Raw genomic sequence first — 13,205 nt, forward strand, 5'->3', positions numbered from 1 at the left:
GTGTCGTCGATCGTGATGCTGTCAGGGTCGATCAGCGTCACGCCGCGCATCATCCACTCGTCCTTAATTCTGGCTTGCAGAATGTTGTAAGCAGTGGCAAGCTGTTTGCGATCGTTAATCCCTAAAATTTCCTGGTAATCCTCTACATCCACTGCCATTGCAGGCTGCAGGTAGTTTACGGCATCGGTGATGTAGTATTCGTTCTGGTTGTTGCTCGTCGAGAGTTTGGGCAGCACTTGCTCTAGCGCCGACCAGCGGAAACAGTATACTCCGGCATTGATGCGGCGGTTTTGCTTTTGGGCAGGCGTGCAATCCCGGTCCTCCACAATCTGCTGTAGCACGTTCTCGCTGTTGCAAAAAACGCGCCCGTAGCCTTTTGGGTTCGGAAACTGCGCCGTCAAAATGGTTGCGGGATTGCCGTGATTCTGATGAGTTTGCAGCAGCAGTTTTAGCGTTTGTGGGCGCAGCAGCGGTACGTCTCCATTCAGCACTAGCAAATCGCCATCAAAGCCTTGCAGGTGCGGCAATAGCTGCTGAACAGCGTGTCCGGTACCAAGCTGCTCAGTCTGCTCGACAAATTCTACTGGAGAATTGCTCTGAGCACCTAGCGTTTGGCGCACTCGCTCTCCTTGGTAGCCAACGATGACAAATCGTCGCTGGGGCTGAATTTCCGACAAGCTGCTGAGCACCCATTCTACAAGGGACTTGCCGCCCAACCGATGCAGCACTTTGGGCAAATCAGATTTCATCCGCGTGCCGCGTCCAGCCGCCAAAATTGCTACCGCTACCATGTGTCTCTGTCCGTCGAGGTCGATTCGGAGTATAACCCGTTCGGTGCTCAATGGAGGACATAGCATATAGGAAGCCATTTGCTGTTCCAACTACAGATTTCAAGAGGAAGGTTTCGGTCAAATACATTCACCTAAATTGGGTGGTAAACCCTAAAGGATTCGTTAATTTGCTGCATCAATTTGTTAGGGTGGGTTGCAGGTTGGTGCGTCAGCAAGACGAGTAAGCATTTGCGCAAGCAGAATTCTCGTCAGCGAAACGGGTTAACGTCTTTCTCCACGTCTGCGACTCTAGCCATCTGTTAACACGAAGGAATCCAATCTATGCAGCCTATTCCTGTCTTTCCACGATCGCGGCGCTTGTTGTCCATTCTGGCGCTGATTGCGATCGTGATCGCGGTTGGAGTGTCCCAGATAACACTGTCTGATGTTGCGACTGATCGCTCGACTTCCAGGCTAGAGAAAGCCCTTCCTGATCCTGCTACCGATATTTTGGCTTCGACGGCGAAGGGAGAGCAAACCGTAGTGCTGGCAGGCGGGTGCTTCTGGGGAGTCGAAGGGGTTTTTGAGCATGTCAAAGGGGTTTCTGATGTCGTTTCTGGTTACGCTGGCGGCAGTGCGGCGACTGCACACTACCCGATCGTCAGCCTGGGACAAACGAATCATGCCGAGTCGGTAAAAATCACTTACGATCCGGCTCAAATTTCCTATGCTCAGCTTCTCAAAATCTACTTTTCGGTGGCGCACGACCCTACCCAGTTGAATCGGCAAGGTCCCGACTCAGGGACTCAATATCGCTCAGCCATCTTTTTTGCCAACAGTGAGCAGAAGCGGGTCGCCCAAACTTACATCGATCAACTGAATCAGGCGCAAACGTTTCGTGAGTCGATCGTGACCCAGCTTACTCCCTTAAACGAGTTTTACCCGGCTGAGGAACACCATCAAAACTTCATCACTCACCATCCGAATCATCCCTATGTGGTGGTGCATGATTTGCCAAAGCTCAAACAGCTTGAAGCACAGTTCTCAGACCAATACAAGAATCAAGCTTCCTAACGACCCAGCCAGTCGGTCAATCATCGGTCAATCAGGTGTACAGACACGCAAAGGCTTGGAAAACAACATCACTAGATTGGCTGACGGTTTGCAAAATAGCTCATTTTTGCCAGTAGGCTCTGTACAATTGCTTTCATGCAGCTATCTCGTCTTCCCTTCCAGATTCGGCGATCGGCTGCCACACCGCTCCTGAACGCTTCATGATTATTACGTCTTCGGTCTATCTGCCATTTCCTCGATCGCTGGTCTACAGTACCTACCGCGATAAGCTGGTCGAGCTTGTTCCGTTTCTATCCAATGTTCGCCAGATTGAGCCTCAATCCCGTCAAGAGCAAGCAGGATTGCTTCACTTGGTCAACGTGTGGCACGGCGGCGGCGAAATTCCCGCTCTAGCCCGTGCGATTCTTAGCGAGGCAATGCTGTCTTGGACGGATTACGCAATCTGGAACGATGCTGAGTTCACAACCAACTGGCGCATTGAAACCCATGCCTTTACCGAGGCTGTTCACTGTGTCGGGAAAAATCGCTTTGTGGAAGAAGCGAACGGAACTCGAATTGACTGTTCGGGTGAGCTAGCGATCGACCCCAACAAAACTGGCGTGCCATTCTTCTTGGCGGGTAAGGTAGCACAGACAGTCGAAGATTTTCTCAGCAAAAAAATTGAGCCCAATCTGTTGCAGGTCAGTGAAGGTGTGCGTCATTATTTGGAGCGATCGTAGAAACGTTAAACCTGCTGACGCGATCGGTAAATCTTCTTGATGGGTTACCCCATATGTGTTCGAGTCCAGTGTTACTGTAGAAACTGTTTCTGAACCGCTAAACTCCGTGAACGTTTTGCATCGGCTTTGCGTCTAATGAACCACGACTGATGCATCGTCGCTATCCACGATTGTTTCTCAGAGACACGTATCCATGACTATGAACCGTTTTCGATGGCTACCCGGTGCGATCGCACTGGTGCTTTCCTCGGCTGTAGCCCTACCGACATTTGCTCAGCCTGCTCAAGAGCCGACGCCCTCGACTCAGCAGCGCCCGAATCGAATGAAGAATCGGTTGAATTTAACTGACGCTCAAAAAGCGCAGCTCAGACAAATCCGTGAATCTACCCGCACCCAAATTGAGGGTGTGCTAACCCAAGAGCAAAAAGCTCAGTACGACGCGGCGAAACAGCAGAGACAAAAGCCTCGCGAAATCTGGCGATCGCTGAATTTAACAGCAGAGCAGCGCAGCCAGATTCAAGCGATTCAGCAGAGTGCAAAGCAGCAGATGGAAGGTGTTCTCACCCCAGACCAACTTCAGCAGATGCAGCAACGTCGCCAATCTCGACCGCAAGCCCGCCCTAATGCTGGGTAATCACTAGCGCTAAAAAGCGCAGGGACGCTCGATCGAGCGTCCCTGCAACCAAATAAAGGTCGCTAGTGGCTATTCGCCTTCGGCGTTGCCTTCTAGCTACCCGAGATTTGGGCAACGATTACTGCGCATTGCAAACGGGTTTGCCGTTAGCGTTCAGCTTCACCGTGCCTTCGGTGCCACCAACGACAAAAGGTACTTCTTTGTCGCCCACCACGCGAACCAGTTGAGCGGTTTGCTGCAAGCAGGCTCTAACGGCGTCTGCCCAAGCGGCATACGGAGTTCCCATCTTGTCGGTGATGGGTGTGTTGGTTGTGATGCTAGAGTCTTGAACGATCTTGGTCGCGATCGGTAGCGTAAAGCGACTGGGAATTACTGGTGGTGTCGGAAGCTCTACTGTTCTTGCACCCGTAATGGTTTCTTCGTCCAGCGCTTGAGTTCTGGCTGGCTTGGAGGTTGGGGCAGCGGCTGGGGCGGTTTGGGCAACTGCCGGAAGCACCTCAGTCATCAGGACTGCGATCGTTCCCGCTGCAACAATGTATTTCAGCATACGTAAATTGGTCTCCATACGTTTCTATGCTTATTTAACTGACAGGTCCCGCTAAGTCAACCGAGAAAACCATTAGAGCGGTTCCAGCGGTGACTGCTTCAACCTGTAGGCATCGGAGGAGCATATTAACATACGTCCAGAGGTAGACTCGTCTAGTCCTTAACCGCTTATTAAACTGTCATAGACGGTTAATTATTGGGACTTGGATTGCGCCTCAAGCTCCTCACTCTTTTCAGGGCGTTGCTATCCAGGAAGGTTCATCAGCAGTTGCGCGATCGTAGTCACTAGCTCGATCGGCTCAATCGGTTTCGATAAATGAACCTGAAATCCGGCTGCAAGCGCTAGTTGCTGATTGGCTTCCCCAGCATACGCAGTCAGGGCGATCGCTGGAATCCGTTCGCCTGATTCAGAGAGAACGGCTTGGACTTGCTGCATCAAGGCATACCCGTTCATTTCAGGCATTCCAACGTCGCTGACAAGGACATCTGGCTTGACGTTTGGAAGTACCCTTAATGCCCCTTGTGCAGAGGACACAGCCGTAACGACGGCTCCTACGTCCTCCAAAATAAAGCGAATTAATTCCAGGTTGTCTGGTTCATCATCCACCACCAACACCCGTACTCCTTGCAGATTGGGAGTGTTGTCTGCCAAAACAGATTCGCTGGCTGTTTGCGAGGAGGTGGTCATGAGCGGAAACGTTACCGTGAACGTTGAACCTTGTCCCTCACCCGGACTGTCTGCTTGAATGGTTCCCCTGTGCATCTCTGTCAAGTGATGGGCGATCGCCAACCCCAGCCCCAATCCACCAAAGTTGCGCGTGGTGGAACTGTCTGCTTGGCGAAAGTATTCAAACACGTAAGGAAGAAAGTCGGGATTGATACCTTTGCCCGTGTCCCGAACAACGACGTAAGCGTGCGCGCCACTGTAAGTTAGGGAGACTTCAATCCTGCCTCCTTCCGGTGTGAATTTGACGGCGTTAGAGAGCAAATTCCAGATAATCTGCTGTAAGCGACCAGAATCGCCACAGACAAACCGACCGCGTGGTTCAAGTCGAGTTTCAATTTGAATTCGTTTGGCATCGGCTGCTAGATGCACGGTTTCTAAGGAGGCGGCGATCGTTTGCACCAGATCGACCGGAGCGAGCTGAAGGTTAAGCTTGCCGCGCAAGATCCGAGAAATATCCAGCAGGTCTTCAATCAGTTGAGTTTGGAGTCTCGCGTTGCGCTCGATGGTTTCTAGCGCGTAGTCCACCTTGACTGCCTCTAAGTTGCCTCTACGCAGCATTTGCACCCAGCCAAGAATGGGATTCAACGGGGTTCGCAATTCATGGGAAAGGACAGCTAAAAACTCGTCTTTAAGTTGATTGGCTTCGGTTAGTTCACTGGCGAGTTGGCGGAACCGCTCCTCAGATGCTCGCAGTTGTTCTACAGTCGCTTCGTACTCGCGGCGCAAGCGATACTTTTCAAGGCCCTCCTCCACTGCAATAGACAGGCGGTACAGCGATTTTCCTTTCAACACATAATCGCTCAACCCCTGCTTCATCCCTTTCACCGCGATTTCTTCAGAACCGCTGTTCGTGAACATGATGATTGGACAGGCTGGGTAGCGAGCTTTGATCGCTTGCAGAACTGCAAGTCCATCGCTCCACCGCAACTGATAGTCCGTAATGACGAGATCAAACTCTCCTGCGTCTAGGACTGATGCAAACTCGTTGGCTTCACCGACTTCGATCGTTTGCAGACTGGAAAAGGTTTTCCGCAATTCACGGGCAGCAAGGAGGCGATCGCTCTGATTGTCATCAACCAGCAAAATGCGGAGCATGTCAGTGGGACAGTGGGGTTTAACTCGACTCAATAATTCAATCATTTGAGCGCTGATTATGCAGCAGTTGAAAGAAAGAAACAGCACCTGTCTTAAGGCAGGTACTACCGAAAGAAAGCGTTCCCTGAAAAGCGTTCTGGCTCTGAGCGCTTCTTAATTCTTTGCAGTTAAGTGACGGGTAGTTCGATCGCAACTTTGCCGTTTCAAATTGAACTCTATGCGTTCTTATCCGCTTTTGTTCAGGAGTCGCTAGCTTAATCACGATCAGACAAGCTCAAGGATGTCCGACAGCGTGCTCAGGGTGATGGGCTTAAACATGTAGGACTTGGCTCCTAGGCTGTACGCTCGATCGAGTTCGTCCTGACCGCTGGATGTCGTTAGCACCACAACAGGCAACTGAAGATGCGGTTGTTGTTGCAGCCACTCCATTACTTCAAATCCTGACTTGCGCGGCATCTTTAAATCGAGCAGCAGTAGGACGGGCAGCGGATAGCGATCTCGATCGCTGTAATCTCCTATTCCTGCCAGATAGCTAACGGCGGCGTCGCCATTCTCAACCACGTGCAACAGATAGGCAGCGTTGAGCTTACGAAAGGCTCGTTGGGCAAGCAGGACATCGCTACGACTGTCCTCTGCAAGCAGAATAACTGGGTTCTCGCTCATCATTCACCGTTTGCCTTACGTAGTTCAACCCAAAAACGACTGCCCTGTCCCAACTCAGATTCGACGCCCACTCGTCCGCCCATGCGCTCAATGCCCTTACGGACGATCGCTAACCCTACTCCGGTGCCGGGGTACGCTTCTGTCGTGTGCAGTCGCTCAAACGCCTGAAAAATGCGATCGTGATACTGAGGATGGATGCCAATTCCGTTATCTTCGACCCACAGCCGAACCAGTCGATCGCGAGAATCTGCCCAAATGCGAACCTGCGGGTGTTGATGCGTTGGAACGAATTTTACAGCATTGGTAATGAGGTTTAGCAGGGCTTGTGCCAGAGTAGTGCGATGTCCCAGAACCTCCGGCAATGGCTGATCAACAACGACTTCAGCATTGCAACGGTGCAGCTCATCCTGAATCTGCGTCAACACGTCGGCTACCAACAACGTTAGATTGAGCGGCTGAATTGCAATGTCAGCTTGCGATAGCCGTCCGTAACTTAGCAGGTCATTGACGAGCTGATCGGCTTGTTGAGCTGAATTGGTAATCTCTTGAGCATATAGGCGTGCGGTAGAGTCAAGCTCGCTGCCGTAATCCTCCAATAAGGCTTGAGAGAGTCCCTGCATTGCGCGTAGAGGTGCCCTCAAGTCGTGAGAGGCAGAATAATTGAAGGCTTCCAATCCCTCGATCGCTTCCTGAAGTGCAGCGGTACGTTCTGCCACTCGCTGTTCCAGTTCTTCGGTGTAGGATTGCAACTGCTCTCGCAGCCGAGTCTGTTGAATCACAACAGCAAGCTGGTTAGCAACTTCTTGAGCAATTTCCTGACTTTCCACGTCAAATGCTGACGGCTCGTTGGCAAGCAGATAAAGATCACCAATTAAATCTCCCTCAACAAGCAGCGCAACAATCAGCACGCTCCGCATTCCATGAATAAATTGCTCCTCTAACAGGGGAGGACGCTGAAGCATCGTTCCCAGGTCTTCAATGTGGCGCACCGCTTCTCGATACCGCAAGCCATCCGGTGACGATAAGACCGTAATTGGTACTGAACCCGCTGGCGTTGAATTTCCTTGCCCTGCCAGAATTTGAGCTTCATTGGTCGCAAAATTAAACAGAACAATGATTGCCTGCTGATAGGAAATAACCTGACTCAAACGCTCCAAGGCGACCTGGGCAATTTCCTGCGATGATGTTGCTTGTAGAATGGCACGATCGATTTGTTGAAGAGTCGCTAGCCGCTGCGTCGATCGCCGTAACGCTTCTTCAAACCGCTTCCGGGGTGTAATATCAACATTTACCGCAACGGCACTCACAATCTCACCTAATTCGTTCCGAATTGGAACAGCAGAATTGAGAATTGTTTTTTGCTGTCCGTTAAACGTCTCGACATCAATTTCCTCATTGATGGCAGTTTCTCCATGCAGCAGAGCACGTCTCAGCGCTTGATCGGCAAACGCGATCGACGGACCCGTTTTTGCCCACCAACCTTTATGCGCTTCAATGCCTCCCGCCTGGACCGTATCCTGTCCCCAAATCGATCGAATGGCTGTGTTTAGCTCTAAGGTTTCTTCAGCCGCAGTAGCAATAGCCACGCCGACGGGTAACAGATCCAGCAGCACCTTCAGACGTTTACGCTCTAATTCACTGGCGGATTTTTCTTGCGTCAGCAGTTCCTCGGTCTGCTTACGCGCTGTAATGTCAAACCGGATAGCAAGGAATTGAAATGGTTTGCCGGATTCGTCTAAAAAGGGAACGATCGTCGTATCAACCCAATAGTGAGACCCATCTTTGGCTCGGTTTTTAATCTCCCCATGCCAAACGGCACCCTGAGTAATCGTTGCCCACAACGCTTGAAAAAATGTTTTGGGATGATAGCCAGAATTGACAATGCGATGGGTCTGTCCAATCAGCTCGTTACGGCTGTATTTGGAGATCTCACAGAATCGATCGTTGATCTCGGTGATTACTCCCTTAGCATCGGTCGTTGCCAGAATGGCTGCCTGATCCAGTGCGAACTTCACATCTGACAGATCCTTTAGCAACTGTCGCTGGATGGCTTCTGCTTCAAATCGCTCAGTGATGTCTCGCGCAACGCCAATAACGCCAATAATGTTGCCTTGACCATCACGGTAGGGATCTTTGCTAGTCAGAAACGTATGCATACCATCGGATTCTGGCAGCGTCTCTTCCAAAGTTTGAGACGTTCCAGTTGCCATAACGACGTGATCGATCCGCTGGACGGCGATCGCGTTTTCTAAAGGCAGCAGCTCTGTATCACTCTTGCCTAAAATCTCTTCTTTCGGCTTGCCAAAAATTTTAGCGGTGGCTGAATTTGCAAGCTTGTACCGCCCCTGCGGGTCCTTGACGAAAACAGCATCTGCTGTCCCTTCGATTACGGACTGAAGCAACCCATAACTTTCCTGTAATGCTTGTTGGCTGCGTCTGCGTTCGGTAATGTCACGAGTGACTGTAGAGAAACCGCTCAGATTGCCATTTTCATCTCGCAAAGCAGTAATGATTACATTAACCCAAATTAACGATCCATCTTTGCGCCGACGCCATCCCTCATCCTCATAGTCTCTCTGTGCTGCTGCCACTTGTAGCGCTTGCTCTGGTCTGCCTTGGGCAGCGTCTTCGATCGGGTAGAAAATAGAGAAATGCCGTCCTAGAACTTCCGCTGCCTGATAGCCCGTAATCAGAGCAGCACCACTGTTCCAGGTTGTGATGCAGCCGTTGGAATTCAGCCCAAAAATGGCATAGTCTTTGCTTCCTTCCACTAGCAAGCGATACTGTTCTTCGCTCGCCTTTAGAGATAGTGCCGCTTTCTCTGCCCGCTGTTTTTCCCTGCGTAAAGATTCACTCAGCCAACTGATGAAGATGCCCTCCACTAGGAAGATTGCAATCCGCGTTGCATTCGCCGCATCAACCCCTAACAAGCTGAAGTAGGGTGGGATAAAGAAATAGGTTCCGAGCAATGCACTCAGAACCGTTGAAAGTAAGCCTGGACGGAGTCCTCCGTACCAAGCGCTCAACATAACTGGAATGATGAATACTAGAAGGGGAGCATTACCATTCAGAACTGGCACTAGCGAGGCCCGCAGCAGTACTGTCACCAGGCTTGCTAGTACGGCAACACTGTACTCAGACAGCAAGAACAGTCTCACCCTTATCATCGCTCACCCTAGTTGAGAGAGTTGAGGTGCAGCCTCTCGGAGAAGAGTAATACTGCTGCAACCGCTACTATCTCATGCTAGCTTTACGAGCCCTTTTATGACTAAGATAATCGATCGCAGAACAAGTCAATACAGGACACAAGCTTATATCAGGAGCTCGCCAAGCCTTATTTCAATTACCTTTAGCAGCCGATAGGCGCGCTCAATCTGTGGACGCCTATCGTAGTGAATAAACTCGTAGTGTGCAGCGCAAAAACCTATTTGATTGAGTAGTTCTACCTGGTAATTGCGTTGAAAGCAATGCTATCTCTGCAAAAGCAGATATCTAAGGTAAGGAAACGTTGAGATCACTAGAGAGAGCACCAGGGTTCACCCCATCTGCCATCGTAGCTCCACGTAAGTACGCTTGACTTAGATTGGCGTCGTTTAAGTTGGTATCACTCAAATCAACGTTCGTCAAATTTGCTTTGCTCAAATTCGTTTCAGTAAGATTCGCTCCAACCAAAACTGCGTCCGTGAGATTCGCGTGCTTCAGATTTGTTCTGGTAAGATTTGCCTTAGTTAGATTGGCACCAGTAAGGTTAGCACCGCTCAAATTTAAGTTTCTTAGATTTGCTGCTATCAGGTTCAGGTTTCTAAAATCCCTCTGCCCTGCCGCGTAGCGACTCATAAGCTCTTTAGTATTCATGGTGTTTAAAAGAGCTAAAGGGTTACCTAGCATATAAACCAACCTCCCGAAGACGAACAATGGGTAAGCACTAATCTGTAACCGAACACAATAAACCTTTCGATCGACTTCTTATCTGTTCTGTAAACTGCTGCAGAAATTGGCTCAAGACCAGACGGGCTTTTGACCTAACGGCCAAAGACCCGTCCACAGAGCTCGTTTTCCCTATGAATGCTTCCAGAACATTTAGAAGCTAATAGCGAAACTTTCTCTTGCGCTGCTTGTGGATCGCAAGCGCTTTGCGCTTGCGCTTTTCAAGCGGAGTCTCAAAGTGGCGATGTTTCCTCATGTCTGGAAAAATTCCTGCTTTGGAAACCTCCCGCTTAAACCGACGCAACATCGATTCAATTCCTTCGTTTTCACCAGGAATGACTTGAGTCATCTAATCTCCTTACAAACTGGCTGGCTTCGAACCGACTGAACGTAAGCACCTTTAGCAGAAAGACAACCTTACTTGCCTGACCTTAAAGCTGTAGAGGCTAAACGAGCTTAAATCCAGAATCTCTAGGCTTAGTAGCGTCGAGAAGAGCCGCCGCCGCCGCCGCCCTTATTACCGCCCCAGCTACCGCCGGAGGAACCTCTTTCTTCACGAGGTTTTGCTTTGTTCACCTTGAGGTCACGCCCCATCCACTCAGCCCCATCTAGGGCCTCAATGGCTGCATCTTCCTCTGCGTCTGTCCCCATTTCAACGAACGCGAATCCACGAAAACGTCCGGTTTCGCGGTCTGTAGGCAACTGGACACGTTTGACTGTACCGTATTCTGCAAACGTCTGAGTCAAATCCTCCTGGGTGACTTGGTAGGATAGGTTGCCGACGTAAATTGACATGAAAAGTCTCCAAAATCAGAAGTGTGGGGAGTTAGATTCGGAGAAACGCTTTCAAAACGAATTACACAGCCGAAAATAAGCCTCTCTAAGACACTAACACAAGACGGGCAGGAGTAGGGAAAATACGTTAGAGTTGACAACATGAATGTTACTGAACTCCAAATGCTGTATGCGGCTGGGGAACGAGATTTTCACAATATTGACCTCAGTTCAGCGAGTCTTAGCTACGTGGATCTGAGGGGTGCAAGTCTTATAAGAGCCAATCTACGTCACGCGAATCTACGCTGGGCTGACTTGCGTCAGACAAGCCTGCAATGGGCTGATTTAAGGGGAGCAGACTTAAGCTGGGCAAAGTTGGATGAAGCCGATTTAAGCTTTGCTAACCTGAAGGGGGCAAAAATGCCAGATGGAACAATCCATGATTAAGGCATGGCACTAATGTCGAAGCAAGCTATTGATTGCAGCAAAGGCAGACTGAGCACCAAGAGCCTGCGGTAGTTGATGCATTGGGTAATCCTATGAGCTTTTACCTCACTTCTGGAAAGCCAGCGCTCTGAATGGAACCGATTGACGGTTGCCAGATAGATACTGACATGGCGCTTGGCGAGAAGAGCGACGATGCCGATGAGTGATTCCGCTGCTTCATGCTCAAGACAACAGTGCGTGATTCTGCTTAGACGCGATCGCAAGTACCTGCGGAAGTATGACAAGGCATTGGACTAAGCGTGCCACTTGGTTGAGAACTTCTCTGCCAAGCTTATGTGGTGCAATGACACGCCCTAAGCGTTTTGTAGATTGCGCCAATTCATTGGCATTCCATGCAGCTTTAGCAGTACCTAGCAGGTGCAGAAGCAATGGTAGAGTGGGCACTGCAAGCGAGAAGTCGTTTGCAAAACCCTAACTGCTTCCCTAACTGCTCACTTTACGGTTTCAATCCCTCCTATGTCTGCCTCAACCGTTGCCGTCATTGTTCCAGCAACCACCGCCAACATTGGTCCTGGATTTGATTGTGTGGGAGCAGCGCTGACGCTGTACAACCAGTTTGAGTTTTCGCTACTAGCAGCCGCGCATCCTCTAGAGATCACCGTTTCAGGCGTCGGAGCAGAGCGGGTCAAACCAGATGCCAGCAACCTGGTGTATCAGGCGTTTGTCAAACTGTATCAGCACCTCGATCGCAGCCCGCCCCCGGTTCACATCGCGATCAACATGAACGTTCCACTCGCGCGAGGATTGGGCAGTTCGGCAACGGCAATCGTCGGCGGTTTAGTGGGTGCGAATCATCTCGCCGGATTGCCGCTGACTCAGGCTGAGGTGATGCAGTTGGCGATCGCAATCGAAGGACACCCCGATAACGTCGTGCCTGCTCTGATCGGCGGTTGTCAGTTGGCGGCGTCAGGGAGCGATCGCCCTTGGGAAATTTGTGATTTGGAGTGGGACGCGGCGATCGTGCCTGTGGTCGCAATTCCCGATTTTGAACTGTCTACTGCCGAAGCGCGACGAGTGCTTCCCGACCAATACAGCCGCACCGACGCCATTTTCAACACGGCTCATCTAGGCTTGCTGATTCGGGCACTGGCAACTGGAAACGCCGATTGGCTACGCTCTGCGCTAGATGATCGGATTCATCAGCCCTACCGACAGGCGCTCATTCCAGGCTACGAAGCGGTGAGAGAAGCCGCGATCGGTGCAGGTGCGTACGGGATGGTGATCAGCGGAGCCGGACCGACGCTACTAGCATTGGCAAATTCTGACACCGTGGGAGCTGTCGAAGTGGCACTAGCAGATGCCTGGGTAGCGCAGGGCGTCTCCGTAGAGGTCAAGGGACTGCAGGTAGACAGGCAGGGCGCGATTAGCGAGTTTAAATCGGTCTAGCCAAGTCAAACGCTCAGTTCTATGGGCGGCGGACACGTAAAGCTAAGTGGCTGACCGTTGGGGTGGGCAACTTGCAGATGCATCGCGTGCAGGTGGTAGCCGCAGTCGCCTGGAACGGGCATTTCACCTGTATCTGAGGGTGTCAGCGCGATCGCCTGTCCGCCAATTGTGTAGAGCGGATCGCCAACAAGCGGGTAGCCTGCCGCTGCCAAATGAATCCGAATCTGGTGCGGGCGTCCCGTGAGGATGCGAACGTCTAGCAAGCTGGTGGCTGCATTGCGGCGCAGAACCTGACACTCGCTATAGGCGGGCAACCCATCGGGAGTTGCCATGTACAAGTGACCTAGAATTGGATGCGATCGAGGGCCAATCGACTGCTCTAC

At 51.0% G+C, this 13,205-nt stretch carries 14 protein-coding genes; 5 read left to right on the plus strand and 9 right to left on the minus strand.

The window, feature by feature from the left end; genetic code table 11:
• Positions 1 to 791 (minus strand): NTP transferase domain-containing protein (locus tag H6F43_RS13910; RefSeq protein WP_190343334.1); only part of this gene is annotated, 791 nt, incomplete at its 3' end.
• Positions 792 to 1,112: 321 nt separating this feature from the next.
• Here H6F43_RS13910 and msrA point away from each other — a divergent pair.
• From msrA to H6F43_RS13925, 3 genes are all read left to right on the plus strand, one after another.
• A complete protein-coding gene (gene msrA, locus H6F43_RS13915) occupies positions 1,113 to 1,844 on the plus strand; it encodes a peptide-methionine (S)-S-oxide reductase MsrA (protein WP_190343335.1) in 732 nt (243 codons plus the stop codon).
• A gap of 200 nt (positions 1,845 to 2,044) precedes the next feature.
• A complete protein-coding gene (locus tag H6F43_RS13920; protein ID WP_190343336.1) occupies positions 2,045 to 2,563 on the plus strand; it encodes a hypothetical protein in 519 nt (172 codons plus the stop codon).
• A gap of 193 nt (positions 2,564 to 2,756) precedes the next feature.
• Positions 2,757 to 3,197 (plus strand): Spy/CpxP family protein refolding chaperone, encoded by a 441-nt coding sequence (locus tag H6F43_RS13925; protein WP_190343337.1) that lies wholly within the window; start codon positions 2,757 to 2,759, stop codon positions 3,195 to 3,197.
• A gap of 118 nt (positions 3,198 to 3,315) precedes the next feature.
• On the opposite strand, the gene H6F43_RS13930 is transcribed toward H6F43_RS13925, so the two are convergent.
• The 7 genes from H6F43_RS13930 to H6F43_RS13960 form a co-directional block, all read right to left on the minus strand.
• Entirely contained in the window at positions 3,316 to 3,744 is a 429-nt protein-coding gene (locus tag H6F43_RS13930; RefSeq protein WP_190343338.1) for a hypothetical protein, read from the minus strand.
• Positions 3,745 to 3,987: 243 nt separating this feature from the next.
• Positions 3,988 to 5,610, minus strand: a complete 1,623-nt coding sequence (locus H6F43_RS13935) for a response regulator (RefSeq protein ID WP_242025602.1) — start codon at positions 5,608 to 5,610, stop codon at positions 3,988 to 3,990.
• 219 nt (positions 5,611 to 5,829) lie between these two features.
• The gene (locus H6F43_RS13940; protein ID WP_190343339.1) at positions 5,830 to 6,231 is read right to left on the minus strand and encodes a response regulator; all 402 of its coding nucleotides are present in this window, start codon (positions 6,229 to 6,231) and stop codon (positions 5,830 to 5,832) included.
• Positions 6,228 to 9,374: a PAS domain S-box protein gene (locus tag H6F43_RS13945; RefSeq protein WP_206754566.1), complete on the minus strand. Its 3,147-nt coding sequence runs from the start codon at positions 9,372 to 9,374 to the stop codon at positions 6,228 to 6,230. Before H6F43_RS13945 ends, H6F43_RS13940 begins: the two co-directional genes overlap by 4 nt.
• 346 nt (positions 9,375 to 9,720) lie before the next feature.
• Positions 9,721 to 10,083 (minus strand): pentapeptide repeat-containing protein, encoded by a 363-nt coding sequence (locus H6F43_RS13950; protein ID WP_190343341.1) that lies wholly within the window; start codon positions 10,081 to 10,083, stop codon positions 9,721 to 9,723.
• A 232-nt stretch (positions 10,084 to 10,315) separates the two neighbouring features.
• The gene (gene rpsU, locus H6F43_RS13955; RefSeq protein ID WP_190343342.1) at positions 10,316 to 10,504 is read right to left on the minus strand and encodes a 30S ribosomal protein S21; all 189 of its coding nucleotides are present in this window, start codon (positions 10,502 to 10,504) and stop codon (positions 10,316 to 10,318) included.
• 128 nt (positions 10,505 to 10,632) lie between these two features.
• The gene (locus H6F43_RS13960) at positions 10,633 to 10,950 is read right to left on the minus strand and encodes an RNA-binding protein (protein ID WP_190343343.1); all 318 of its coding nucleotides are present in this window, start codon (positions 10,948 to 10,950) and stop codon (positions 10,633 to 10,635) included.
• A gap of 141 nt (positions 10,951 to 11,091) precedes the next feature.
• Here H6F43_RS13960 and H6F43_RS13965 point away from each other — a divergent pair, with 141 nt between their 5' ends.
• The gene (locus H6F43_RS13965; RefSeq protein WP_190343344.1) at positions 11,092 to 11,376 is read left to right on the plus strand and encodes a pentapeptide repeat-containing protein; all 285 of its coding nucleotides are present in this window, start codon (positions 11,092 to 11,094) and stop codon (positions 11,374 to 11,376) included.
• Positions 11,377 to 11,892: 516 nt separating this feature from the next.
• A complete protein-coding gene (gene thrB / locus H6F43_RS13970; RefSeq protein WP_190343345.1) occupies positions 11,893 to 12,822 on the plus strand; it encodes a homoserine kinase in 930 nt (309 codons plus the stop codon).
• Positions 12,823 to 12,827: 5 nt separating this feature from the next.
• On the opposite strand, the gene H6F43_RS13975 is transcribed toward thrB, so the two are convergent.
• Positions 12,828 to 13,205 (minus strand): pseudouridine synthase (locus H6F43_RS13975; protein WP_190343346.1); only part of this gene is annotated, 378 nt, incomplete at its 5' end.

Origin of the sequence: Leptolyngbya sp. FACHB-36, assembly GCF_014695955.1 — a bacterium.
Lineage (GTDB): Bacteria > Cyanobacteriota > Cyanobacteriia > Leptolyngbyales > Leptolyngbyaceae > FACHB-36.